This window comes from Halomonas sp. ANAO-440 (assembly GCF_019915905.1).
GTDB classification, from domain to species: Bacteria; Pseudomonadota; Gammaproteobacteria; order Pseudomonadales; family Halomonadaceae; genus Halomonas; species Halomonas chromatireducens.
Genome location: NZ_JAHXBV010000021.1, coordinates 101,907 through 128,535 on the forward strand (window position 1 = coordinate 101,907; position 26,629 = coordinate 128,535).

Genomic DNA, 26,629 nt, shown 5'->3' on the forward strand with positions numbered 1-26,629 from the left:
AGGCCGCCGGTAATATCTGATACGTGATACAGCTTACCCTAGACAAGGAGCCGGTGGGAAAACCCAGCGCGGCCCTATCACGTACCATGGGTACAGGAGACCTGGCCCACCTGCAGCTCCGCCACCGGCTGCGGCCTGCCGAAGAGATAGCCCTGGAAGGCTTTGCAACCGTTTGCCAGAAGCCACTGGTGCTGCGCCTCGGTCTCTACCCCTTCTGCGGTCACGTCAAGCCCAAGGCTAGCCGCCAGGGTGATGGTGGCCTGGACAATCGCGGCATCCACCGGGTCGTCAAGCACGCCGTCGACGAAAGCCTGGTCGATCTTCAATTCATCCAGTGGCAACCGCTTGAGATAGTTCAGCGAAGAGTAACCCGTACCGAAGTCATCCAGGGCAAAGCGGATGCCGATCTGATTGAGCCGCAGCATGATTTCGCGTACCCGCTGGTGATCATCCATCAGCAGGCTCTCGGTCACCTCCAGCGTCAGTCGACAAGGATTGGCAGCCGTTTCTTTCAGTATTTGCTGGACTCTCACCACGAAATCCGGCTGATGGAATTGCACGGAGCTGACGTTGACGGCAATGCTCAAACTCTCCCGCTCCGGCTCCTGTGCCCAAACGACAAGCTGCCGGCAGGCGGTTTCGAGGACCCAGTACCCGATCGGTAGAATCATTCGATTCTTTTCCGCCAAGGGAATGAACATGCCGGGCGATACCATGCCACGCTGCGGATGCTCCCAGCGAATCAACGCCTCGACCCCGGTGACACGTGAAAGGGAGTCCACCTGCACCTGGTAGTGAAGGCGAAACTCATCCCGAGCGAGGGCCAGGTGCAGATCGGCTTCCAACTGGACACGTGCCATCACCGTGGCCTGCATGGCGGAATTGAAGAAGCGCAGGGTATTGCCTCCCGCCCCCTTGGCCTGTTGCAACGCCATGTCGGCCTGTTGCATGGCGCTCTCCACGCTGGTCTCGCCGTCGGCGAACAGCGTGACGCCGATGCTGCCGGTAATCGGCAGGGTCAGCGCCTGCTCCTGATCCTGCTGGGCTTCCTGAATGCGGGCCAACAGCTTTTCCGCCACAAGCTCGGCAGCATGAGCCGCCTGCTCCTGATCGGGATCCAGGTCGTGAATCAGCAGAACGAATTCATCGCCCCCCAGCCGCGCCAGGGTGTCGCTCTCTCGTACCGCACGCGAAAGGTGGTCGGCAACGTGACGCAGGAGATGATCGCCCTGCGAGAGCCCCTGAGTGTCATTGACCAGTTTGAAATTATCCAGGTCAATGAACATCAGTGCCGCATAGCGATCCGTGCGCCGGGACCCCTTGACCACCATTTCCAGACGATCGAGCATCAGGCGCCGATTGGGCAGGCCGGTCAGCGGATCATAGAAGGTCAGGCGATAGTTGCTTTCCTGGATCGCATGGCACTCGGTGATATCGGTGGCTACACCACACGGCAAATAATCCCTGCCATCTGAATCGTTGGCCAGTTTCACCTTGTCGGCCGGCGAGTGAGCGGCCCTTCGGGAACCCACGCGCCGGCCCCACCAGGCGCCGCACGCTGCCGCCAACGCCAGGCCTACAAGGGCGACGATGGCAAGCACCGCCCAACTGGAGGCAGGCACCAACGCTGCCCCCTCCACGCTGCCTGCCGCTGTCGACGACAGCCCAGCCAGCATCCCTGCGAGCGCGTACCGTCGAACGATCGACAGCAAGCCAGTCAATGACATTACGTCACCATTTTAAGTTTATAACACTATGTATAGCAGAAAAATCTGAAATGACCGACAGATAACCGACTGATGCCATGTACGAATCTGCACCAACCTCCATTAGTCATCGCCTGTTGCCTGTGACCGTGCCCAGCGAGGATACTGTATATAATGACAGCATTCGCGAGACCAACTCATGTCACACGATACGATCCTTTCTGCACACCCTGCACCGCCCTCCCTTGCGCTGCCCTACCCGCTTGCCCTGGGCCGCGCCGGCCTCGCCGGTTTTCCCAGCCCGGCCCAGGACTACGAGGGCCGCACGCTCGACCTCAACGAGCGCCTGGTGAAACGCCCCTCGGCCACATTTTTCATGACCGTCACCGGTGACAGCATGATGCGCCTGGGCATCCACGAAGGCGACCTGCTCTTGGTCGATCGCTCCATCGATCCCCGGCCCGGCCATATCCTGGTGGCCATGGTCGACGGCGAGATCACCGTGAAGCGGTACGAGCTGCTCGACAACCGGCCGCATCTCTGCTCGGGCAATACACGCTATGCCCCGATCTCCCTTGAGAACCTCGACTGCCAGGTATGGGGCGTGGTGCGCGCCGTCATCCACGAGTATCCGGTATGAGCATGATCGGCCTGGTGGACTGCAACAGCTTCTACGTCAGCTGCGAGCGTGTGTTCCAGCCACGGCTGGATGGCCAGGCCGTCGGTGTGCTCTCCAACAACGACGGCTGCCTCATCGCCCGCTCCAACGAGATCAAGGCTCTCGGCATCGCGATGGGCACGCCCGCCTTCAAGCTCCAGCACCTGGTGCGCCAGGGCCGGATTCACCTGCTCTCGAGCAATTACGAACTCTACGGCGACATGAGCCAACGGGTTCAGAGCGTGCTTGAGGAGTACGCGCCCAACGTCGAGCCCTACTCCATCGACGAGATGTTCCTACGCTTCGACGGCTTCGAGCCGACGCAACTGCTTGACCATGCCCGGCAATTGCACCATAAGGTGCGACAGTACACCGGCATCCCCGTATCGGTGGGCATTGCCCCCACCCGCACCCTGGCGAAGCTGGCCAACCGCGCGGCGAAGAAAATCCCGGCCTACGGCGGCGTCTGCGTGCTCCAGGCCGAGAGCACGGAAACCCGCGCCCTGCTGAAGCGCCTCGAGCTGGGCAAGTTCTGGGGCGTGGGCCGACGGCTGGCCGAGCGCCTCGCCATGCTGGGCATACACACCGGCTGGGACCTCGCCCAGGCTGACCCCAAGCGCATCCGCCGACAGTTCAGCGTTACCGTCGAGCGCACCGCCCTGGAGCTGCGCGGCATCCCCTGCATCGAGATGAATGACTTCCATGAGCCCCGCCAGCGCATCATGACCAGCCGGTCGTTCGGCAAACTGACCGACAGTCTGGACGAGATACGCGAAGCGATCCGTCAGCACGGCCAGCGTAGCGCCGAGAAGCTGCGCAGACAGGGCAGCCTCGCCCGTGCGGTACTGGTGTTCCTCAAGACCAACCCGTTTCGTGACGACCTGCCCCAGTATTCGCCCAGCCTGGCCGTCGAGCTGCCCCGCCCCACCGACGACAGCCGCAACATTCTTGACGCCGCCGGTACCGCCCTGCAGCGCATCTACCGCAAGGGCTACCGGTACCAGAAAGGGGGCGTGATGCTGCTCGACCTCATCGACGCCGATCGGCAGCAGCTCTCGCTGCTCGACACGCCACAGAGTGACGCCGACCGGCAGCGTAGCCAGAAGCTGATGGGCGTGATGGATGAACTCAATCAACGCATGGGCCGCGGGACCGTGAAGCTCGGCACGCCCAGCCCAGGCGCTGCCTGGCACCTGCGCTGCGACAACCTCACCCAGCGCTATTCGACGCGCTGGGAAGAGCTTCCCGCGGCAAGAGCCACATAACAAGAAGCCCGGCCGTGAGGCCGGGCTAAATCTTCGCTTCCTTTCCACTGCCTCAAGCATCCTGCCTGAGCATCCCTTGGTGCGTGAGTCTCCCTGACTCGGCCTTCCCTGTAGAGCCTCCTTGCCCGATGCGCTCACTATGACAGCTACGAAGGGAGATCACTATTACCCGGGGATACCATTTCTGTAAGAGATTACCGACACGTGCTGTAAGCAAATGCGCTCGCACCGGACCGGAATGAATGGACAAGCTACGCACCCGAGGCCACGGTGATGGGTATCTGGAAATCCCGGGGCATTCACCTTGCACTTCTGGAGATGCAATGACTCTTTTTGCCCCTCAGTAATACGAGAGCGCTGCCGATGAATACTGCATGACGATATTTACCCATCTCATGATCGACCCCCATGCCCTGGGGGCCATTCAGGGCGTGCATTACGCTCCCCTCGTGCTCGTTTCATGGGCTGTCGCGCTGGCAGCCGCCTATACCGGACTGGACATTATCAATCTCGTCGGCACGCTCAAGCGAGCAGGTTGGCGCTGGCTCTGGCTGATTGCCGGAGCCAGCGTAATGGGCCTTGGGGTATGGAGCATGCATTTCACTGGCATGCATGCCTATCAGCTTGATTTTACCGTCACCCATGCACCAGCCCTGACCGTGCTGTCCATTATTCCCGCCATGCTGGGGAGCCTGGCGGTCATGCTGGTACTGTCCCGGCAGAAAATCCCGCCCCACCGCACCTCGCTGCTGGCCGGGGCCGGCCTGGGGCTCGGCATCGGGCTCATGCACTACACCGGCATGGCCTCCATGCGCATGCCTGCCGAGCTCTACCACTCCCTTGGGCTATTCCTGGTCTCACTGGGCGTGGCCATCGGCCTTGGCATCCTGAGCGTCTATGCCTACCGCCTGTGCCGCCAGGAGTGGGGCCAACAGCGTGCCAGGACCGGCGCTCTCATCTCGGCGCTATGTGTATCGCTTGCCATCAGCGGCATGCACTACGTGGCCATGCAGGCAGCCTGGTTCGTGCCACTACCGGGCGCCACAGCAACTTCATCGACGGAGTCACACTGGCTGATCTACCTGATCAGTGGCAGCGCCTTGCTGACAGCGCTGCTTACCATCGCCGCCTCTCGGGTTCAGCGTCGCCTGCAGGCCAGTGAGCATCATCAACACATGACACGGACCCAGCTACTGGAAGTTATCTCGGCACTGCGCGATGGAGTGGTGCTATTCGACGATCGGACCCGCATTCGGCTCTGCAACCAGGCTTTCGAAAAACTGCTGGGATTGGAGCATCAGGACACGACCGGGCGCTCTCTGTGGGAGATGGCGTATGTCGATGACAGCCGGGTATTAAATCGGCGCATCCAGCAATCTCTGGCGGAGAAAGGCGAGTGGAGCGGCCTGATCGAGGCACAGCACCGCGATGGCACCTCCTTTCCTGCCTGGCTGAGCGTCAGCCAAGTGCGCTACGCCGACAGTGAAGAACGGGACTACGTAGCGCTGCTCAGTGACCGCTCCGCCGAACAGCAGGCCCAGCAGCGGATACTCTATCTTGCCTACCATGATTTTCTGACCGAGCTTCCCAACCGCCGAGCCCTGCAAGAACGACTTGATGGCTCCAAGAAGCTGCCCGGGCCCGCCGGCTCACTGGCTCTGTTGGTGCTGTTCGACATCGACCGCTTCAAGTTTCTCAATGATAGTCTGGGACAGGACGTCGGAGACGAGATGCTTCGCCAGTTGGCCGCTCGTCTGCGTGGCTGGGCCAGCAACGATCTGTTCGTGGCACGGCTAGATGGGAATGAATTTGCCCTTCTGACCCCGCTTTCGACGCGGGATCAGTCCACTGCGGAACATCAAGCACACCGCCTTACCGACCGTGTCATGGCCTCTCTTACCGCGGACTACCAGCTCCAAGGCCACACCTATCCGTGCCGAATCAATGTCGGCATGCTGATCTTCTCGCCCCATCCGGGGGGAGGAACCACACACCTATTGAAGCGCGCCGGCCTGGCCATGCTGGAGGCCAAGCGCGAGCGCAATGGTTCCCCTCGGCTGTTCTGTCCCGCGCTGGAGAAGGAGCTGGAGGAGCGCCTTGCTCTTGAACGTGAGCTTCGTCTCGCTATCGACAGCGATGAATTCCACCTGCACCTGCAGCCCCAAGTGGATGCCGTGCAAGGAGTGGTAGGCGCTGAAGCCCTGATCCGTTGGCAGCATTCAAGCCGCGGCCTAATATCCCCAGGGGTGTTCATTCCGCTGGCTGAGGAGAGTGGGCTGATCCTGCCACTTGGCAGCTGGGTCCTGCAGGAAGGGTGCCGGTTGCTGGGAGAGTGGCGCCAGCAGCCAGCGCTGCGCGCGCTGAAGCTGTCCCTGAACGTTAGCGTGCGTCAATTCCAGCAGCCGGACTTCGTGAATCAGGTTCTCTCGGCTATCCAACGCCATCGCGCTGACCCAGCGTGTTTGACCCTGGAGCTTACCGAGTCCCTGTTGCTTAGCGACCCGCAGGGGACCATCGAGAAGATGACCATGCTGAGGCGCCAGGGCATCCGCTTCGCACTGGATGACTTCGGGACCGGCTACTCATCCATGGCCTATCTCAAGTCGCTACCCCTGGATACGCTCAAGATAGACGTCGCTTTTGTCCGCGACCTGAGTCACGACACACAGTCGACGCCCATCGCTGCCAGCATCATCGCCCTGGCAAAGAGCCTGGAGATGTCAGTGATCGCCGAAGGGGTAGAAACGGAGATGCAGCGCGCGGTTCTCGCCGGTTTGGGATGCAGCCTGTATCAGGGTTATCTGTTTGGCCGACCGATGCCACAGCATGAATTTCTGGCCATGCTCGGCAACAACGCTTCAGCCTGATACCTGGAATGGAGATCCTATCTTTGGATCTGTACCCAACGCGCCGGGAGGAACTACCCGCTGTCCTGTATAAGGACGAGCCACACAAAAGAAACCCGGCCATAAGGCCGGGCTGAATCTTCGCTTCCTTTCCACTGCCTCAAGCATCCTGCCTGAGCATCCCTGGTACATGAGTCTTCCTGACTCGGCCTTCCCTGTGGGCCTCCTTGCCCGATGTCCTCACTATGACAGCTACTAAGGGCGATCACTATTAACCTGGGATACCTTTCTCTGTAAGAGATTGCCGACACGTGACGTAAGCAAGACCGTTCGTCGTGGCTTTCACTGCAAGCTGTCGGCTCTCTCGCGTACCGAGCGCCTTGATCTTCACAGCGAAAGCCCCGAGCCGAATTTTCCGTCCTGGTAGTCGCGCACCGCCTGGGCAATCTCTTCCTGCGTGTTCATGACGAAGGGGCCATGGGTAACGACCGGCTCGCCGATGGGCTCGGCATGCCCGAAGAGATAGCAACACTGCGTCTCGGCCTCGATGACAAGAGTATCACCATCGTCGTTAATCTCGACCAGATGCCAGGGTTCCACTCGTTCGCCTGCCACACGCGCCTGCCCGGAAACCGCATAGAGAAACACGTTACGCCCTGACGGCGCGGGCAGTTCAGCCCGCCCTCCGGCAGCCAGGCGAAGCACCGACATGAACACCCCCGTCAGCGATTCAACCGGGCCGGTTTCACCAGCGTGCTCCCCCGCGATAAGTTCGAGCGTCACCCGCCCCTCGTCGAGGGATACGTCGGGTATGTCTTCCCGCTGCAGCCCCACATAGTGCGGCGCCACCATCTTCAGGCGCGAAGGCAGGTTAACCCACAGCTGAAGGATTTCGAGCGCACCGCCATGCTGCTTGAACTCCGGCGGCGAGATTTCGGCATGCACGAGGCCCGAGCCCGCGGTCATCCACTGCACGCCGCCGGCCTCGATCACACTCGCATGGCCGCCCGAATCATGGTGCGCCAGACTGCCCTCGAGAATGAAGGTAACCGTCTCGAAGCCACGGTGAGGATGCGGACCGAACGGCAGCCCGCCATTGTTAGGCGGGTAGACCTGCGAACCGTGGTGATTGAGAAACAGGAATGGGTCGACCTGCTGCACACCCGGCCCCGGCAAGGGCCGGCGAGTCTGCAGGTCGCCGATATCGTCGCGATAGGCGGGACGAACCGAGGCTACGGAACGGCGTTTCATCTGATCTCCCTGATGACGGCATGTTGGCTCAAGTGTGGTAGCTCACGAAGCGCATGACCAGGAACGGAGCGCATCACCAACTCGGAGCGATACCAGGGTGGATGTCATCCTTGCTGTTTGACCAGCGACAAAAAAACCGGCTCATTGAGCCGGTTTTCTCGGAATCTGTGGCGGAGGGGGAGTCCGTATACTTACTATCCAACTCGATACAAAGAAGACCTGCAAACCATTGATGTTAAATGATTTTAACTGCCTTACTGTCCAGTACTGCCTTATGTAGTCCTGCTAATCACTGGACCTATGTGTGGGTCAAAGTGTGGGTCAGGTTGTGGTAGGCTGCATGGCATCAAGCAGCGGCGCAACAGGGACACTCATGGGCAAGCTCACCAGCAAGGCGGTACAGAAGCTCGCGAAGGAAGGCAAGAAGGGCATGACCGGCGATGGCCAGGGGCTGTACCTGCAGATCACAGCCGGTGGGTCGGTGAGCTGGATCTACCGGTTCAAGCTGCAGGGCAAGCAGCGCTACATGGGCCTGGGTAGTTTCCCGGAAACGTCCCTCGCGGAAGCCCGAGAGCGAGCATCCTACAACCGCAAGCTCGTCAAAAGCGGAGTCGACCCCATGGTGGTCGACATTGAGGAGGGCCATGCTGATGAAGCAACGCCCTCCTTCACCAGCTGCGCCGCCCGCTACATCATGTCCCATCGACGCAGCTGGCGGAACGCCAAGCATGCCCGGCAATGGGTCAGCACTTTGAAGGCCTACGCTCGGCCAGTCATCGGGAGCAAGCCTGTCGATGAGGTCACCACCCAAGACGTCCTGAAGATCCTGTCACCGATCTGGACCAGCAAGACCGAAACGGCCAAGCGGGTTCAAGGTCGGATTGAGAATGTCCTCGACTACGCGGCGGCGCATAACTACCGAGACCCCGTAAATCCGGCTCGCTGGCGTGGCCATCTCGACAAGCTGCTGGCCAAGCCTTCCCGAGTAAAGAAGGTGACACACCACCCTGCCATGCCTTACGACGAGGTCACCGCCTTCATGGCTGAGCTCCAGGGCTACACCAGTATCTCCTCCAAGGCACTGCAGATTCTGATCCTGACAGCGACGCGGACCTCGGAAGTTCTTCGCTCAGAGTGGCCAGAGATCGACCTCGACAATGAGACTTGGACGATCCCAGCAGACAGGATGAAGGCTCGACGCGAACATCGTGTGCCGCTATCACGACAAGCGGTAGAACTGCTGAGCCAGCTCCCACGAGTTAAGGGCAACCCCTATGTCTTCCCCGGCGCACGCCATGAACGCCCCCTCTCCAACATGGCCATGCTCCAGCTGATGCGTGGGATGGGTTACGGTCTTGACGGTAAACGTGGCGACTATGTGCCCCATGGCTTCCGCTCGAGCTTTCGGGATTGGACCGGTGAAGTCACCAGCTACCCCCGCGACGTGGCCGAAATGGCGCTAGCCCACACCATCGAGAACAAGGTTGAGGCAGCCTACCGGCGCGGCGATTTGTTTGAGAAGCGACGGGCAATGATGCAGGAGTGGGCTGACTACGTTGTCTGAACTACCGAATACAAAAGCACTACTTTGGCCGATTTCTCGGTTCTATGAGGCCACATTCATCAGCTAGTATGTTTATATCTTCTCGGCGTGCCGGCTTGTTCTATTCAGCAGGCTGTTGAACGAACGATCCTGCTGCCGCACGTCCAGTATCACGGAGCTCCATGTCCCTTGCGCTGATTGTCGCCTAAGGTTTGGGGAACACAGCTATATAAGACTCTCCCACCAACCTGGATGCTTAGCTCCCCCCTTCCGATCCTAAGGGGGAGGCCCCAAGTATGAAGCCTTGCAGGGAGGCCATAATTTTCAACCAATTACCCAGTGATCTGCGCTGAACAACCACCTCCCACACCGTCCCCAACAGGAAGCCTCATTAGAACTTAATTCACGATTTTTGCAGCCGCAACTATCAGCAGGACCCAACACACCGCTGAGTACCCTAATCTCCGATCCAACAAGAGCAGGCCATCTGCATAGCCGCCGGCCTAACAGAACTTCTCCGTGAGGAGTGAGTACCATTATCCCGACGGGGAGTGGTACGGCTTTTCCATCTCCCCTAGATAAAGTGGAATTTTTATTTTTCCAGGTTATCCCCATACGGACCTAAGCTTCAAAAGCTCGCAGTATAAGAAGCCCTACTCAACCATCCCACCCATAGGCGATTATCTAATGTGAAGCGATACAACATTATCGCTCTGGGTGGGATAGGGTAGCTTATCCTTACCGGTACGATAGATGAGGAAGGGGACCTTGGATAGCCGGGTATCACGGACCAAGGCTTGCTGGCGCTGAGTGAAGTCAAGATGCTCGAGAGACCTCAGCCAGTCTTCGAACATGCCGGCCAGTAGCTCGTCTTCTAACTGGCCAAGTAGTGTCGGGGTGAATAGTTCCCCAAGTTCGCCGAGAAATCGCTCAATGGCGTAATCGCGATCCTTCTCACTACCCTTCATGCGACGCTCAGCAACGGCGCGCCTCAGTACAGCTTTGATGTGGTGCATAGCTCCTCCATTTCGGCTAACCCTTAGGCTTCAACTAGCCTTGGTATTGATATTTAATATGATATCGTATTTGCATTAATTTTAAAAATTTATCAACCCCTCTTACCTACTACTTTACTTAGGACCGTGACCAAGGATCAACCATGCACTTACTCAACTTTCATTAAATGCATTAGCTGCAACAACATCATACCATCTCATCTTGCAATCACATATTAATACAACATGTCGTGAAGGCTAACTCCATCCAAATCAGTTATATCGTTAGAAACAAATATTTTCATATCTTTGATAATTCCATACGCCTCATCAGGATCCTGTATCTCATGACGAAAACGTTTTGAAAGCGCATGAGCAAATTTTGCCTTGGCGAAGTCGTGCAACAAATGAAAATCACTGCTTTTCTGTAGCCGACCCATAGCTTGCAAAAAGGCAGCCTTTCCTTCTTTACCCTCGCCGCTTGCAGTCTTCTCCAGCTCATCTTTAATAGCATTTGCATCAAAAAAAACTATAGCTTTTTCCTCAAGCCCAATAGTCGACAAGGAGACGTTCTTAGGTACCGTTTTTTTTCCAGACTTTCTAGATTTCGATTTAACAGTATAAGAAAATCGGACATCACTAGGATTTCCAACAACTGCTAATGTAATAACATCCTGATGCTCTTCATGCAAATCCATCACCAATGGTGACATATCATCTTCGGAAAATCCACCAACCCAGTTCCAACAAAGTTCCTTATCCCAACCAAGAAAATCATCAAACGAAACTTCCTTTCTAAGATGGCAGTCAATTTTATATAGAATTCTCCCTATAAGCGGCTCTAGCCCTTTCGCTTCTTCTATATCAGCATTGTTCAACTGACCAGGAAGCACCTTCATCTCTATTTCCTCATCATTTTGCAAATCCTTCAAAACAAATTCACAATACTTGACAAATGGGCTTTCTAGCTCGTACAAATAACCAAAGGAAAGCTCCTCACCTTTATACTTAAATACGACAGTCATTTCCTTCCTCCGCAATAAAGAAAACTGAAAAAACCTAAACCACACTTGCATGCCTACTACTTAGCCATCCAATAAAGCTGCTTCCTCTTACCTCACCAAATCCATCAGCTTGTCATAGGAGTCCACCACGTCATACTTCACCTTCGCCGTGGCGATAGTGTCGAAGAATTCCGTGGCGCACTTAATCTTGGCCTGCTCGATTTCGCGCAGCTCCAGCGATGACATGCTGCCCTTGGTCTCGGCCACGAAGTAGACGTGCTTGACGTTGTTCTCGTTGAAAGCAATGGCCCAGTCGGGGTTGTAGTTGCCCACCGGCGTCGGGATGAAGAAGCTCTTCGGCAGCTTGGCATAGACCACCACCTCCCTGCCGGTATCGAGCTCTTCGACGAAATCCCGCTCGATCTTGGAGTCGGTCACCACGTAGTCGAAGACATGGCGCTTGGCCTTGTAGGCTCGATCCAACTGGTTCTCCGGCTTCTCGATGGTAAAGATTTCCTGACTATGCTGCTCGTTGATGGGGTCGTAGCTGATGTGCTCGACCACCATGCTGGCCTTCTGCTCGTTGATCAGCCTAGCAGCTTGGGCCATGAAATCCTCTGGGTTCATCTGGTACTGCTTGAAGGTCTTCGGCTGAACCTTGGAGAGAATCGCCGCTACGGTTCGCCGCGTCAGCTGCGTGGCCTCGGCCAGGCGGCCAATCAGGTCATACTGGACCGCCGAGTGAATCGAGCCGTCATGCTTGACCCTCTCGCTCTCATTGACGGTGAAGGCCTGTCCGCTGGTGATGTCCTGGTAGCTGGCTTCCGCCTTCTGGGTGCCGCGCTCAACCTGGTACTCCAGGCGCTTCACACCGAGCTTCAGGTCCAGATAGCCTACGCATTTCTCGATCAGCTCGTTGGAGTCGAAGCTGACCGAGTAGGCCGCCTTGCGGTTGATGCGCTCCCAGAGCTCCTGAAATTCTTTCTTGTGGAAGTTGTCGTTGAGCGGGTTGAGCTTGGCCTTCCGACCGTCCTCGATGTGCGGCAGCTGGGCGTTGCTGAAGACGCTGTCGATCAGCTGGAAGACTTGCTGGGCATGTGGCTGTAACGACTCCGGCAGCTCGGCCAGGGTTCCCTCCTCCTTGGCCTGGTGGTAGGCCTCGGTGATGTGGTCGGCGTTATCCGTGTAGTCGTGCTTGAGCAGGTAGCGGTAGATCTCCTTGGCCATGGCAGGCGTGACCTCTACCTCACCCTCCTCCGACACGAGCAGCTTGCCGGTGAAGTAGGCCTCATCGGCGACCCTCGGGCGCTCGGAGAGCTCGTTGCCGATATCACGCTGCAAGGCGGTGACGAAGTCCTTGTAGCTCTCGCTGGCGACGACCGTCAGCTCGTTGATGTCGTGCACCGTCAGCGGGTCATCCATGCGATCCCCCAGTTGGTTGACTGCGAGACGCAGGCCGCGCCCCACCTCCTGGCGCCGGGAGATGCTGTTGTCGCTGTGCTTCAGCGTGCAGATGACGAACACGTTCGGATTGTCCCAGCCCTCCCGCAGTGCGGAGTGGGAGAAGATGAATCGCGTGGGCTCCTCGAAGGAGAGCAGGCGCTCCTTGTCCTTCAGGATCAGGTCATAGGCAGCGACATCGTCCGTCTCGGTGGAGCGCGCCCTGGTTGCAGGGTCGACGAGACGCTTGGACTTCTTGTCGATGGAGAAGTAGCCGTTGTGAGTATCCGAGGCGCTGATACCCTTCAGGTAGCGGTTGTACTCGCTGTCCTCAAGGGTCAGCACCTGGTTGAGCTGGTGGTTGTACTCCTCCTCGAAGATCCGGGCGTACTCACCCAGCACTTCACCGCTCTCATCGTACTGGCGGTACTTAGCCACCTCATCGATGAAGAACAGCGTGAGCACCTTGACGCCCTGGGAGAACAGCAGCTGCTCCTTCTTGAAGTGCGCCTTGACCGCCTCGCGGATCTGGATCTGGCGCAGCGCCTTCTCGGTGACGTCGACGGTCATTTCCCCGGCGCTGAGCTCGACGCCGTTGGTGAAGCTGAGCTGGTCGATACGGGCGTCAATATCCGAGACGACGAACCCCTTGTACTGATCCAGCCCACCCGACAGCTCGTGGAGGTTGTCGCCCTTGCCCAGCTTGCGGCGCTTGCGCTTCACGCCGCTGGCCGACTTCTCCTCATACTCGACCCAGGCCACAGGAGGCTTGTTCTTGGCCGTCTCGATGTTCTCCAGGTAGAGGTAGGCATCGGTGCCGGTGAGCCCCTTGGTGGTAACACCATGGACAGAGATCTTCTTCACCAGCTTCTGGTTGTAGGCGTCAAGCGCATCCAGACGGTGGATCTTGTTGTAGGTCGTCTTGTGGGTGGCCGAGTAGCGCACGATGAACAGCGGATTGAACTCGCTCAGTGAGCTTAGCGTCTTCCCCCCTTCCATCTTCTGCGGCTCATCGAGGAACAGGATCGGCCGGTTGGCCTTGATGACATCGATGGGGCGCCGCGACTGGAAATCATCCAGCTCATCGTAGATGCGGCGGTTTTCGGCGCCACGGGAGTTGAAGGCCTGAACGTTGATGACCATCACGCTGATGCCGGCATCCGAGGAGAAGCTCTCCAAATTGTGCAACTGCTTGGAGTTGTAGATGAAGAAGCGCGCCTTCTCCCCGTAGCTCTCCAAGAAGTGGTCGGCGGTGATCTGCAGCGACTTGTAGACCCCCTCACGGATGGCGATGCTGGGCACCACAACGATGAACTTGCTCCAGCCGTAACGCTTTTTGAGCTCGAACATGCTCTTCAGGTAGACGTAGGTCTTGCCGGTGCCGGTCTCCATCTCCACGTCCAGATTGATGGGACAGCCGGTCTTGTCGTCCTTCTTCAGGTTATCGGAGAGCGGCAGGTTCTGATGGCGCTGCACGGTCTTGATATTGCTCAGAATCTCATAATCAGACAGCTCCAGTGCGGCGTTCTTGAAGCCGGCATCGTCGGGATCTGGCGAGGCGTACATGTCCCGCTGCATTGGCTGCGCCAGAGACGTAGCCTCGCCTGGATCGATGCGGTAGCGGATACCGCTGCTGTAGGGCTGACCGGCAAAGCAGTCCGTCAGCGCCTCGACTGCCCTTGTCTGGTATTGCTGAGTCTTGAACTTGAGCTTCATGACGTCTCGCCCTCCCCGCCTTGCTCTGTATCACCGTCCTTGAGAATGCGGTCAAAATCGCTCTCGAATAGACGATCCTGAAGGATGCGAAACTTTTCGAATTCGCTTTCCGCAAACGCCTTGGCGAGCTTGGCAGTTACCTTCCCACTATCCTGCAACACCTCACGATCATCGAATTCCAGGAACATATCCAAACGCTTTGCCCAATCCTCCATCGTCATGGGGATATTGCGACGAGCGCGCTCCTCGGCAAGATCCAGGTAGGCATTGACGATTCGCCCCAGCGACTCCAACTCCTGCTGCGTCAGGTAGTTCTTGGCAATAGCCACATCTGTCTTGACCACCTTGCCATCCGGGGCGTTCCCCCATGAGGTAAGGCCCATATGCGGCTTGTTGCTATCTGCCCGGGCCTGGATCAGCTCGGCAGCGGTATGGCCATGAATAGCGAAATGCAGCTTGTTCTGAACTTTGGCGAAAAATTCCTTGGTCGTAGGCGCTGCAGGGTTGTAGTCCACACTGGTAGCGTAGATATCAGTGATTTTCTGATAAAAACGGCGTTCACTGAGCCGAATCTCCCGAATCTCGGCCAGCAAGTGCTCGAAGTAGTCCTCCCCCAGAAAGGTGCCGTTCTCCATTCGCTGCTTGTCAATGACATAACCCCTGACAGCGAACCGCTTGAGCACCTGGGTTGCCCACTGCCGGAATTGCGTCGCACGGATCGAGTTGACGCGGTAACCTACTGAAATAATGGCATCTAGGTTATAGTGCTCCACCGTGCGAGCGACCTCACGCTGCCCTTCCTGCTGAACCGTTCGGAATTTCCTAACGGTTGCCTCCCGGGCGAGCTCCTCCTCAAGGTAAATATTCTTGAGGTGCTCATTGATAGTGGGCTTGGTGACTCCAAAAAGCTCGGCAATGAGCTTCTGTGAAAGCCAAATGGTGCCATCCTCGTAGCGGGCCTCGATGCTTTGCTCACCCTCCTGCGCGGTAAAGATGAGAAACTCCGCCGTGCTGTTGCGAATCAACCGGCCACCTTGTGGATGCTTATCCTGAGTCATAGCACCTTCACCTCAGTATTGGGCGACTTCTGGGCGAAGATCTGCTCGACGTTGATCTTGACGCTGTCGCTGGCGAAGCCGGCATCGCGGAACACCACGCGCAGCGGCTCGTACTCGGCGAGCTGCTTGACGAATGCCTCATCGACATCGAGGTCGAAGCAGGCGGCCAGGGCCATATGCTTCTCGGCCCCGTCGACGAAGAAGACGGTTTTTCCATCAATCTCCTGGTGAGAGATGGGGAGTGACAGGTCTACGCCCCAGTCCAATAAGACCTGAAACAGCAAATCTTCTTCTCTTCTTCCGTCTTTTATATTATCAACCGCACTGCTTAGAATATCTTGAGAGAACCCATCCGGAGAATAAAAAACATCTCTGAAATTAGTGGAATCAACCTTAAGATATCGAAAACCAATATCTTCGACTCCGGATGAACCAACCAAATTATTTCCAGCTCTTTTAATCCGTTCCCTGCCTATCTCGGAAACCGTGCTAAAGCCTGATGTGTAGGAATCGTTTTTTTGGTTGCAAGGCTCAGGCATTTGGATTACCACAAACCTATTCCCACTCCCTTTTTCAGCATTATTTTCCATAACCGCATGGGCCAGAGAGCACGAACCGGCGAAAAAATCCATGATCAACGAGTTTTCTAGGCCAGCAAGCTCAACTAGCTTCTTTAAAAGCTTTACTGGCTTGGGAGTATCAAATGGTGAATTCCCATCAAAAATCTCCTTCAGCTCAAGAGTCGCTTCTTTGTTATGCCCGGCAAACGAATAATCCCACCAAGTATGTGGTGTAATGCCTCTCTCAGACTCGTCCAGGAATGACTTTAGCATTGGCCTGGCATCTTTGTTTACGCCCCACCAAATTCGATTATCAGAATCCCACTCTTTGAATTGTTTTTCGTTGCATCTCCAGTACCTGTTAGGCGGTGGTGAAAAAACCTTCCCTGTTGGGCCAACAATCTCGTATAGGCCTGCCATATAAGGCTTACTTGCAGAGAGGTCCTGTGCTCGCCACACCCCCCTTGGGTCGCTGTCTGGATTTTTATATGCCGCCTGTTGTTGCGTCGACCTTTCCCATGATGAAAAGCTTACCAAAGACTTATCTTTAGCATAAACTAAAATATAGTCATGCATGTCTGACATCCATTTAGCCGTCACGTTTGAAACATAACGCTTTTGCCAAACAATACATGCAATAAAATTATCCTCACCAAAAACTTCGTCACACAGCTTTCTTAAATTGTGGTATTCGTTATCATCAATAGATATAAATATTACGCCATCTTCTTTAAGTAGATTTTTGGAAAGACGGAGCCGCGGATACATCATTGATAACCAGTCGGAATGAAAGCGACCATTCGACTCAAGATTTACAACGAGTCTTGTTCCTTCCTCATCCTCCTGAAGTGATGATGAAACGTAATCTTTGACAGTTGATTTAAAATCATCATCATAGACAAATTCCCTACCAGTGTTATAAGGAGGGTCTATGTAAATCATTCCCACTTTCTCAAGATAAGATTCTTGGAGAAGTTTTATAGCCTCAAGATTATCCCCTTCGATGAAGAGGTTTTTCGTGCTGTCAAAATCCACGCTCTCTTCCCGTTGGGGGCGAAGTGTCTTGGCAATCGGCGCATTGGCTGCCAGCAAAGCTTCACGCTTGCCGGGCCAGTTGAGGTGGTAGCGCTCCTGGGGGCCCTCGACTATTTGGTCGGAGAGCTCCTGACGCAGCTGATCGAAGTCGATGGCTTGCTTCACTCGCCCTTGCTCATCCCGCGCTTCGGTGACGCAGCTGGGAAACAGCGCGGCCAGCTTGGCGATGTTGGCCTCGGTCAGATTGGGGGAGTGCATCTTCAGCTTGTCCATGGTGTCGCGTGTCTCCGGACCTCTGCGGTCGTGATCAGGTGTCATAGTCGGCAATTGCATAATCGGCCAATCTCTGGCGGATCAAACGCAGCTCGGCGTTGATCTCGACCTTGCGGTTGAACTGTTTCTCGTTGCGCAGGCGCTTCTCGAGGGTGTCCGCGTCCTTCTTGAGGGCTTCCAAGGCCCTCAAGCGCTCCAGCTGATCTGGCAAGGCTTCACCCTGACGTGCCGGTGCGGGAAGCAGGCTGCGCAGCAGCTGTTGGTAGAGCTGCTTCAGGTCGATGGCCGTGGGCAGCGGCTGCCGGGGCGTATCGGCTAGCAGCCAGTCGCAGCTGGCGTAGTGGTCATCAAGCACCCACTTGCTGGAGTCGGCCTGACTGGGTCGCTTGTAGGCGGCGGTAACACGGATGCCGCGGGGGCCATGTAGCTCGAACAGGATCGGAAACGGAATGGCGCGGTCGATGGCTCGCAGCACGTCTCGGTGCAGGTCATCGCCCTTGAGGGTAATCACGAATACCTGCAGCTCCGGCACGTCATCGGTGCCAGGCAGATTGAGCGTGCTATGGGCGAGCTTGGCATGCCAGGTGATCTGAGTGACATCATCCCGCAGGCGCTCCCTGAGCTTGGCGGTAGCCCGCACATGCCCCAGGATGCGCTGCTTGGCCACCGCACGACCGAGCAGCGTCTTGGCGGGGTACTGGTAGAGCGGTGCTGTCATGGCTCTTTCGTCTCGCTGTCCCTGCCGGCCCCATGATGTTCCCTGCCCGTCTCGGTGGCTGAGCCCGCCTCACGGATGACGATGAAGGTGATTAGTTCGAAGTCGTCGAGCCCTTCGATGGTATCGACTAGCGCCGTGGTCTCGCCACCACTGAACAGGCTGTCGATGTCCTTGTCCTCCTTCACATCGATCATGGAGCGGATGGACTGATCCAGTAGCGCCGAATAGGCGTGCATCTCCCGGCCATCGTGGGTTTCCTCGTTGAAGGCACGATAAACGGCTTCGACGGGGTCACTCAGCCCCTTGCACGCAGTACGTGCCAGGTCGAGCAGGCGCTTGACCTCGGTGTAGTCGCTGATCACCTCGCCGGTGTGACTGATGTAGACCAGGTAAAAAGGATGTAGGCGGTTCTGCTGCTGCAGGCCACTCTCTTGGTGACCTACTCGCTGATTGAGATTGCGCAGGGTGAAGATGACACCAGGCTGCAGGCCCTTCTCCGGGCGAGCCGGCACGACGGTATGCAGCCCGTTAGGGATATGGCTCAGGTCGCCGTTCTCCTTCATGTAGCCCAGCAGGTCCATGCGGAACTCGTTCAGGCCCAGATCGGTGATCGACACGCCGGACTTGAGGTCTTCCATCTCTACCACTTCATCCTGCAGCCGACGCAGCTGCTCGCGACGGTAAGCGACGTCGTTGGACTGAGCGTTGAGCACGTTGTCGTCGCCGGTGGCAGTAACGTCGGCGATCACCATGCGGTTCTCTACGCGCTCCTTGAGATTGATGTACTCATCCAGGCTGATGTCCGGCCAGTAGTTGACCAGTTGGATGCTAGCGTTGGGTGAACCGATGCGGTCGATGCGCCCGAAGCGCTGGATGATGCGCACCGGGTTCCAGTGGATGTCGTAGTTGATCAGGTAGTCGCAGTCCTGCAGGTTCTGGCCTTCCGAGATACAGTCGGTCCCGATCAGGATGTCCAGCTCACGAGGCTCGTTGGGATACACCACGCCCTTGCTCTTGGCAATTGGAGAGAACAGCGTGAGCAGGCCCTGAAAATCGTAGTGCTGGCGGCTGCCCGGCATGGCGCCGATGGTGGACTTCGGCGCGTCGCTGCCGGTCACGATGCCAGAGTGCACGCCTTGGCTCTCAAGCAGGCTCCCCGCCAGGTTCTCATAAAGGTACTTGGCGGTGTCCGCGAAGGCGGTGAAGATCATCACCTTTCGATTGCCCGGGTTGATCGGCGAGGCCAGCTTGCTGGCAATCTGTGTCTTGAGGTGCTGCAGCTTGGCATCGTCGGCCGGAGTGACCTTGGCCATTTCCTCCAGCAGCAGTTCGATCCACACCAGGTCATGGCTCAGGTCATGCTCCCAGGACGTCAGGTCCATGTCCTCCAGGCTGATCTGGACCTTCTTGCCCACCGTGGTATCTCCTGGCATGGGAATGCTGTCGTCGTCGGGGTCGGCGTCTTCGAAGGACGCGGTGATATCCGCGAAGCTATCCGAACGGCCGGTCTGCTTGAAGGCCTCTATCTTGTCCAGGATGGTCGTGTAGCTATCCTGCAGCCCTTCCAGGGTCAGGCGAAACGCCGCCACCGAGCTCTCCAGCCGCTTGAGCAGGTTGGTGGTCATCAGGGCCTGCAGGCTCTTCTCCCGGTCCACCTGCTTAAAGCTGGATCTCCCGCTGTACACTTCGGTGTCGTACATCTCCTCGTACTTCTTGAGGCGGCTGGGCAGGATATAGCTGATCGGAGCGTAGACCGAGAGCTTGAGCTGTGAGAGCTGCTGAAAGATCTCGTTGAAACCGATCACATCGGTCCGATGGGTTAGCGGGCAGTGAAACGAGAGCGGCTTGAGGCGCTCCGGGAAGCTGCCGATGTCGCTGGTGTCGTAGAAGGTTTCGATATGCCGACGTGAGCGGGCAATGGTGACGCTGTCCAACAGCTCGAAGAAGTCGAAGTCTAGCGCCTGCAGGATGGCACTGGTGGTGCGCTTCTCCGGTGGAAGCGCCGACCACTCGTTGAAGGTGGCCTGGGCACGCCGGAAGATACCCTCGATGTCCTTGGCGCCGCTGAGATGGCGGGTCAGGTTCTCGGCTTCGCCTTCGTAGGCCAATGCCAGCTGGTTCTTCAGATCGGTGAAGCGATTATTGACCGGCGTGGCCGAGAGCATCAGCACCTTGGTCTTCACCCCCGCACGGATGACCTGATTCATCAGCTTCTGGTAGCGGGTTTCGCGATCCTTGTAGACGTCATTGTTGCGGAAGTTGTGGGACTCGTCGATTACCACCAGGTCGTAATTGCCCCAGTTGACGCGATCCAGCGGCATGCCGAAGGATTCGCCGCGGGTACGCTGCAGGTCGGTATGGCACAGCACATCGAAGTTCAGGCGGTCCTGGGCCAACACGTTGGTGGTCAGATTGCGATTGTAGGTCAGCCAGTTGTCGGCGAGCTTCTTGGGGCATAGCACCAATACGGAGCGGTTGCGCAGCTCATAGTACTTGATGACCGCCAGGGCGGTGAAGGTCTTCCCGAGCCCCACGCTGTCGGCCAGGATGCAGCCGTTGTAGGTCTCCAGCTTGTTGATGACGCCGGTGGCCGCGTCGCGCTGGAAGTTGAACAGCTTCTGCCAGATGACGCTGTCCTGATAGCCGGTGCGATCGTTGGGCAGCACGTCCTCGCTGATGTCTTCCAGGAACTCGTGGAAGATGTGGTAGAGCATCAGGAAGTAGATCCGCTCCGGCGGGTTCTCCCGGTAGACCGAGGCGATATGCTCACGCAACCGTTCGGTGACGTCCTCGAGCTTATCCTCGTCCCGCCACAGCTGGTCGAAGAGAGCCATGAACTGGGACGTGTGCGCCGGCTCGCTGAAGCGGGTGACGAAGTTGGAGACCGCGTTGCCCTGCTGGTAGCCCAGGTCCACCGCCGTGAAGCCCTGCAGGGGCATGTAGACGGTATCGCCGCCTGAGGCTGCAACGCCGGCAAAGGGCTGCATGGCGGCCTGGCCACGGTTGGAGCGAAAGCGGGCCTTGCGGCGCATCCAGTCGGCGCACTCGCGGGCGATGGCCCGCTGGGTCAGCTTGTTCTTGAGCTGGATCTCGAACTCGCTGCCGTGGACGCTGCGCTCGCGCTCCGCCTTGGGGATGTGGAACTCGCGGTGCTCCTTGCGGAACTTGTCGCTGGCCTGGTCCGGGACGAAGGTGGGTGAGGTAAAGATGAACTCGACCGAGTCCAGCGCTTCCAGCTCATCCTTGAGCGCCTCATAGGCGAAGATCGAGAAGCAGGAGGCTGCAACCTTGAGACGGGCACCGGGTCGCAGGGTATCCTTCAGGTCGTCGCCGAGCAGCCGGCTGACGTTGTCGATGATCTCCATGATACGGCTCCCCTGCGGTTCCCTGGCCGCCTAAGGGCGGTCTCGTCATTCTGGTTGAGCAATGGCCTCAAGCTTATAGCAAGGGCTTAGTATCATGAAGCGCAGCGGCTTGGTCACTGAAGCACCGTTTCCCACCCTTCACACCAACTTGAACGGTTCGATGTCGCGGAAGACGCCGGTCTTGGTCATGTCCCGGCGCAGCGCGAAAGCCTCCATGGCGGCAACCGGGTCGACCTGATCCAGCTTGTCGAAGTGGATCTTCTCCCACTGGCTGCGGGAGACCTTGACGCTGTAGAGGTACTGATCCCGTTCGCCGCCCGTAGCGGCGTCAGTGATCTGGCGGTAACCCGAAACCCGGGCCTCTTGCACCGTGGGCAAGCGGGCGAAGACGGCTCCAAGCACGCGAAACGCGATCCCGTGGACATGGTCCCGGTAGAGCTTGCGCTGCCGGGTGTCACTCAGCTTGCGTGGCGTCAGCTTTACCTGCTTGGCTGGCATGGTCCAGTAGCGGTCCGGCATCTCGTCCTCGCTCGGGAGGTCGATGTCGACCGCAATGGTGCTCACAACGCTACCGAGGTCGAAGTCGATGGCCGTTTCACGGGGCCAGTCGATCTCCTCCAGCCGCTCGCCCAGGGTCTGCGCCATGGCATCGAGGTCCTGCATCACGCCTTCGCTCTCGCGCTGTTGGCGGGCAAACTCTGCCGCATCGTGCTCCGCCTTGCGCCACTCCCAACTACGGTAGGCTTCCTCGAAGGTAGCCTGGCGTCGCTGGTTCTCCATTGCCAACTGTCGCTTGGCCGGCGGCCACAGGAAATGCCACCAGACAGGCGGACTCAGCTCCAGAGGTGACGGTGGCGATTCAGTGAAACCCTTGGTGGTGTAACCGTTATGATGCGGGTGAGGGGTGTCCTCGTGCAGTTTTCCAAGGCGATCAAGGTCGGCATTGAGTTGTTCGCAGTGTTGTGCCAACTGCTCACGCAGGGACTCCCTGGCATGCCGCCGCAATACGCGGGCCTCGTCATCCCTCATGGGTGTGCCGTCGCCGTGGAAGTAGTCGATGTTGCCATCGCTATCGATGTCGAGTCGAATGGGAAGCGACTCGCCCTGTGCCAGTAGCGCATCCATAGCAGCCTCGGGGCGCGGTTGCCCTGCCCCACTACCTGGCCGACTCCCTCGCCGGTTCCGGGCATTGAGCTTCTGCCGATAGGCCAAGCCCGTGCCCGGTATGCCGGCATGCCCGTGGACGCCACTGGGCCCCATGCTGAGACTCGCTCCCCGCGGCCCCACCGAAAGGCCCAGGCCGCGCTTGCTCAGGTTCAGCCGCAGCCCAGGTGCCAGGGTAATGCGGCGTTGAAATCGAAACGCCAACGTCATTCTCCTCGATAGAACGTGATCCGGCGCGATAGGCAGTCATGGTCATACTGAAAATCAAGCACGCCTCTAGTAAACAGAACAGCCTCCTCTCTCAACGCCCCGATTCGCTAGCCACTCTTCCACCTCTGACTCAAACCAACCAACAGCACGGTTACCCAGCTTCACCTGCCTAGGAAAATGAGGATCGTAAGATTTTGATTTTGCGTCTATTTTACTGTAAATGGTTGATCTGGATAATCCCGTTTTCGAGATCACGTCCCTGACCCTCAAAATGGTACGCTTTCCCTCTACCCTCTGGTGTGTCGTGACCAAGGAGAACCCTGGATAAAACTTTTTACTTTCAATAGCTTGCTGTCTCATCGCCTACCGCTCCTTCTCTTGATTTAGCTGTCAATTGAGCACCGACCGTATCCTCAGCATTCACGTCTGAACGAAGTGAATGGTCATGCCCCGCTCCGCTCCTAAGGTTTTGTCATGAAGCTGAGTAATGTGTGGTGCTGGCACCCATAATACCTTAACGCATTAAGCTGTCAATACGTTTTCGTATTAGAATGGAGGGCGGAGGGAGTGGCGATGCCGTAAGGAAATCATTCAATGGGTATACGAAAGGTCACAGCTTGATCCTGGCCTCAATAGCCACGGCCAGCACAAGACAGCTTTTCTCTAGTTTAATCAAGGGGTAAGAGGGGTTCAGGGGCTTCAAGAAAATCTGGCCGCTTTCTTCAATCAGCATCCGGAGGGTGGGTTCAGCCGAGCCTGCAGGAGCGGCTAGCACCAGCTTTCCAGGGGCTGCTTCCAAGCCGGTGTCCATGAGAACCAAGGTACCTTCCGGCAGGCTGGGCGAGGAACCGATGGGTGCTGCCATCGCATCACCACGCATTCTTAGCCAAAAAGCCACACCGACCTGTAAGTAGTCACTTGATTCAAATTGCCTTTTCTCATCTGAGGCAGGCTCCTTGAGCCGACTTGCCTGCATAGCTTCGGGCCAGGTGAGAATGGGGTAAGACCTGAGGTGCTGAGCAGTGGGTTCTTTATCGTACCGTGCTCCTCCGGCAAGGGCAGCTGCCGCTGCTCCAATCACTGGGAACGTACCCGACGCCCCCGAGCCCGCCGGAGTGGAGGAAGCTTGTTTAGCATCGCCATGCGCAAGGAAGCTTGCAGTGGTTCCTAACGAGGCAGCAATGCTCTCTAAATTACTGATTCTTGGGGATTTGCTAACGCCTTTGAGGATGCGATGTATGGTCGGCTGTGGCACCTTGGAGCGCCGAGCCAGCTCATTTTCACCTACCCCCTGCTCTTCCATGAGCTGGCGAAGTCGCTCAGCGATTGATGTTGCTGGATTCATACCGGGCTGCCTACCTGTACTGTGACATCGTCAATACGCAAATGTATTGATTTTTTCGCCCCGAGTCCATGCCAACAGCGCAGACTTGCAGCCCCGCCAGCGACGCCAAGAGTAGCAGGCCGTCCTCGGCCTGATGAGGACGGTGCAACAAACGGGAAAATAGGGCATCCTGCGGCGCATGAAAATTTCAGCTGCTCCCGTCAGTTACCAAACCCACGTCCGCCCGTCGCAAGCAGTGGACATGATTCGCCACTGTAAAGCCTTACAGCGGGCGTTCGACCGCCTGACGGATACCTCCCGGGACCCAAGGCGCTTTCTCGACACTAGTGCGACATATGACCCCCAGATGGTGGCCATGCAATGGGTATCCCAGCGAGAAGTGCCTGCCTTCCGTGAAGCCGCACTCAACAATCATTTCATCTGTGCTAACTGGAAGACCTTTGATGAGCTCAAAGGCGACGGATTCCGATCAAAGGAGGCGGTGTTAACGGGGCGTCCTCTGGTGCCAGGTAACGCTGACTTTATGTGGCTGAGGCGTTTTATCCATTCGGTAGTGGTATGGGAGACCAGCACGGCAGAGCCTAATCCGCCGACGTTGCGGGTGGCGGCTGCCTTTCAGGGCTGGTCCGATGTTGCCAATGCCTTGCAACGGGAGCTGGAAAGGACTAGCAATAATGGATGAATTACGCCGAATATTCTAGACACCCGCCAGGTTCTGGAAGTGGCGCCGCTCGTACTCGATAGCAGACAGGTGATCACACCTGATGACGGCGCCTCGGCTGTATCAAGAATCAATAGCCGGGCTTGATAAGGTAAAATCCCGACCTAAAACCGCCAAACTTCTGGCGAGGAGGACTGTAATACTCCTGCTCTGAAAACAGGGGCAAGCTGTCGAGATGATACTCGATACCGTTGCGTATATCAGGCCCATTTGTTCCGGAAAAAATGTGCTCTCTGAAACGATATTTCCTTAAACCTCTGTGATACTCGACATGTCCAAGCTTTTGCAAAAGCTTGACTGATTCTCGAAGACGCTGATCACTTTCCCTTCCACGTAGGCGGTAAGGGCCGTATTGTTTCAATCGTGTCATGGTAAATTCTTGCTCTCTACCTAGCGCCAGATGCTCAGGAAGCTCTGGGGAGCTAGCGAGAGGATTCTGATTGTCTTTGTCAGCCCACTCGATGAGGTGTTTGGCAAGTTCGTTAGCATCAGAGACTACCTGAGGCTCGCCTGCTAAAAAGCGCTGAAAGTGAATAGAGCACTTGCGGACGAAGTCATAGCAAAATATTAGAGTATCCTTGGAAATATCACCCTCATAGCCCTCAAAGAAATGGATCAAGGCGGACATGCGAGTGACATTATCCATCAGTTTTGATGCGTGGTCCGAATAGTATTGATATGGACCGCCATCCTTAATCGAGTCTTCAATGCCCTGATGGTACCTTTTCCACAATTCAGAAGCCTCAGAAGTGAATCTCAGAAGCTGTTTTTCTGTTGAAGGATCAAAAGTGGTAGGGGTGATTCCATCAGGCTCAGTGAGAAGTTCGTAAGATTTTTGGTTGAATCGATCAATATGCGGGAGGTCGCGTAAGTTTCTAGTGGCACGATTTCCAGCCATTTTTCCTGGCTTTATCACCAAAAAACGCGCAAGAAACCCCATGCCCCTCGCCTCTTCACCTCGCTTGGAAAGGAAGCGATCTATTACACTGGGCTGTGTCATTAGTGAAAGAGTTAGTCGTGCGCCGGAGAGAATGAAGCTGGGACGAGTCATTCGGTCTACAATGACATCGCCGCCATCCCAAAGCGTATTTATTTTGTCCAAATCCTGAAGCGCTCGACCACTGAATATGCTGTTAGCCTCGCTGGTCAGAAGGCAGCCATAACGTGAATGCTCGTGCAGGTGGTATACAAGCGCCTGAGGTGTCGTGTCATCGTAAATAAGTCTAGGAAGGTTGGGTGGAATTGGCTTATTTTTTTGAATGGAATCTAGTCTTTCTCTGGCTCTTTCGATAGCCGTTGCGTCTGAGCTTTTAATCGCTTTTGTCAATGCGATTTTGAGAGCCTTTTCCTCTACATTCCATACGTCAACATCAAAACTATGCTGCGAGAGTCTCTCATTGCTGATTTGAATTGAAGCTCGATTGAGAGCGGATATTGACCGAAAAAAAAGATTTTGCACGGTGGTTTTCCGTTCGCCAGATTCCGCTAACGTCAGCAGCATGAGAGGCGTTTGTACCGTATGACCTATAGGCATCTCGACATCAACGAGCCCTTGGCAAGAGACAGAAATCGCTCCAAGGGCGCACATGACTGCCATCTCTAAAGGGACCTGAACTTCCCCTGCCGCTTCGACGGAAGCCGACCAAAATAGGCTGCTCTCACGATACCTTGGCCAATGATCAGGCCTATCATCCCCAAAGGGAACTTCGATCGGCGTGGCTTGCGGAGCATTATGTGTAACCAATTTTTTCTCCGT

At 56.8% G+C, this 26,629-nt stretch carries 18 protein-coding genes; 5 read left to right on the plus strand and 13 right to left on the minus strand.

The annotated features are described in order from the left end of the window. Positions 1-77: 77 nt before the first annotated feature. Positions 78-1,727, minus strand: a complete 1,650-nt coding sequence (locus KZO25_RS15210) for a putative bifunctional diguanylate cyclase/phosphodiesterase (protein WP_223137603.1) — start codon at positions 1,725-1,727, stop codon at positions 78-80. A gap of 178 nt (positions 1,728-1,905) precedes the next feature. Between KZO25_RS15210 and KZO25_RS15215 the strand changes: the two genes are divergently transcribed. The 3 genes from KZO25_RS15215 to KZO25_RS15225 all read left to right on the plus strand — a co-directional run bounded on the left by KZO25_RS15215 (position 1,906) and on the right by KZO25_RS15225 (position 6,496). Then, positions 1,906-2,346 (plus strand): LexA family protein, encoded by a 441-nt coding sequence (locus tag KZO25_RS15215; RefSeq protein WP_223137604.1) that lies wholly within the window; start codon positions 1,906-1,908, stop codon positions 2,344-2,346. Between the two features lie 2 nt (positions 2,347-2,348). Continuing rightward, positions 2,349-3,629: a Y-family DNA polymerase gene (locus tag KZO25_RS15220; protein ID WP_223137630.1), complete on the plus strand. Its 1,281-nt coding sequence runs from the start codon at positions 2,349-2,351 to the stop codon at positions 3,627-3,629. A 374-nt stretch (positions 3,630-4,003) separates the two neighbouring features. Next, complete coding sequence (locus KZO25_RS15225) at positions 4,004-6,496, plus strand: EAL domain-containing protein (protein ID WP_223137605.1); 2,493 nt, start codon at positions 4,004-4,006, stop codon at positions 6,494-6,496. 366 nt (positions 6,497-6,862) lie between these two features. Here the strand turns inward: KZO25_RS15225 and KZO25_RS15230 are convergent, their stop codons facing one another. Then, the gene (locus KZO25_RS15230) at positions 6,863-7,726 is read right to left on the minus strand and encodes a pirin family protein (RefSeq protein WP_223137606.1); all 864 of its coding nucleotides are present in this window, start codon (positions 7,724-7,726) and stop codon (positions 6,863-6,865) included. A 373-nt stretch (positions 7,727-8,099) separates the two neighbouring features. Here KZO25_RS15230 and KZO25_RS15235 point away from each other — a divergent pair, with 373 nt between their 5' ends. Then, on the plus strand, positions 8,100-9,290 hold the full coding sequence (locus KZO25_RS15235; protein WP_223137607.1) for a tyrosine-type recombinase/integrase: 1,191 nt from the start codon (positions 8,100-8,102) through the stop codon (positions 9,288-9,290). Between the two features lie 659 nt (positions 9,291-9,949). Here the strand turns inward: KZO25_RS15235 and KZO25_RS15240 are convergent. The 10 genes from KZO25_RS15240 to KZO25_RS15285 form a co-directional block, all read right to left on the minus strand. After that, positions 9,950-10,285, minus strand: a complete 336-nt coding sequence (locus KZO25_RS15240) for a hypothetical protein (RefSeq protein WP_223137608.1) — start codon at positions 10,283-10,285, stop codon at positions 9,950-9,952. A gap of 215 nt (positions 10,286-10,500) precedes the next feature. After that, positions 10,501-11,289 (minus strand): hypothetical protein, encoded by a 789-nt coding sequence (locus KZO25_RS15245; protein ID WP_223137609.1) that lies wholly within the window; start codon positions 11,287-11,289, stop codon positions 10,501-10,503. An 87-nt stretch (positions 11,290-11,376) separates the two neighbouring features. Further along, positions 11,377-14,424: a type III restriction-modification system endonuclease gene (locus KZO25_RS15250; protein ID WP_223137610.1), complete on the minus strand. Its 3,048-nt coding sequence runs from the start codon at positions 14,422-14,424 to the stop codon at positions 11,377-11,379. Then, complete coding sequence (locus tag KZO25_RS15255; protein ID WP_223137611.1) at positions 14,421-15,482, minus strand: virulence RhuM family protein; 1,062 nt, start codon at positions 15,480-15,482, stop codon at positions 14,421-14,423. Before KZO25_RS15255 ends, KZO25_RS15250 begins: the two co-directional genes overlap by 4 nt. Next, positions 15,479-17,350 carry a site-specific DNA-methyltransferase gene (locus KZO25_RS15260; RefSeq protein WP_223137612.1) on the minus strand — a complete coding sequence of 624 codons (1,872 nt, stop codon included), beginning with the start codon at positions 17,348-17,350 and terminating at the stop codon, positions 15,479-15,481. Before KZO25_RS15260 ends, KZO25_RS15255 begins: the two co-directional genes overlap by 4 nt. Before the next feature lie 34 nt (positions 17,351-17,384). Then, a complete protein-coding gene (locus tag KZO25_RS15265; protein ID WP_223137613.1) occupies positions 17,385-18,068 on the minus strand; it encodes a DUF4391 domain-containing protein in 684 nt (227 codons plus the stop codon). After that, positions 18,065-21,433: a helicase-related protein gene (locus tag KZO25_RS15270; protein WP_262489053.1), complete on the minus strand. Its 3,369-nt coding sequence runs from the start codon at positions 21,431-21,433 to the stop codon at positions 18,065-18,067. Before KZO25_RS15270 ends, KZO25_RS15265 begins: the two co-directional genes overlap by 4 nt. A gap of 138 nt (positions 21,434-21,571) precedes the next feature. Continuing rightward, positions 21,572-22,801 (minus strand): DUF4236 domain-containing protein, encoded by a 1,230-nt coding sequence (locus KZO25_RS15275; protein ID WP_223137614.1) that lies wholly within the window; start codon positions 22,799-22,801, stop codon positions 21,572-21,574. 72 nt (positions 22,802-22,873) lie between these two features. Further along, positions 22,874-23,167 carry a helix-turn-helix transcriptional regulator gene (locus KZO25_RS15280; RefSeq protein ID WP_223137615.1) on the minus strand — a complete coding sequence of 98 codons (294 nt, stop codon included), beginning with the start codon at positions 23,165-23,167 and terminating at the stop codon, positions 22,874-22,876. Positions 23,168-23,417: 250 nt separating this feature from the next. Further along, positions 23,418-24,152 carry a LexA family transcriptional regulator gene (locus tag KZO25_RS15285; RefSeq protein WP_223137616.1) on the minus strand — a complete coding sequence of 245 codons (735 nt, stop codon included), beginning with the start codon at positions 24,150-24,152 and terminating at the stop codon, positions 23,418-23,420. 178 nt (positions 24,153-24,330) lie between these two features. Here KZO25_RS15285 and KZO25_RS15290 point away from each other — a divergent pair, with 178 nt between their 5' ends. After that, a complete protein-coding gene (locus KZO25_RS15290; RefSeq protein WP_223137617.1) occupies positions 24,331-24,834 on the plus strand; it encodes a hypothetical protein in 504 nt (167 codons plus the stop codon). Between the two features lie 109 nt (positions 24,835-24,943). On the opposite strand, the gene KZO25_RS15295 is transcribed toward KZO25_RS15290, so the two are convergent. Next, positions 24,944-26,617, minus strand: a complete 1,674-nt coding sequence (locus tag KZO25_RS15295; RefSeq protein WP_223137618.1) for a YfjI family protein — start codon at positions 26,615-26,617, stop codon at positions 24,944-24,946. Positions 26,618-26,629 lie beyond the last annotated feature (12 nt).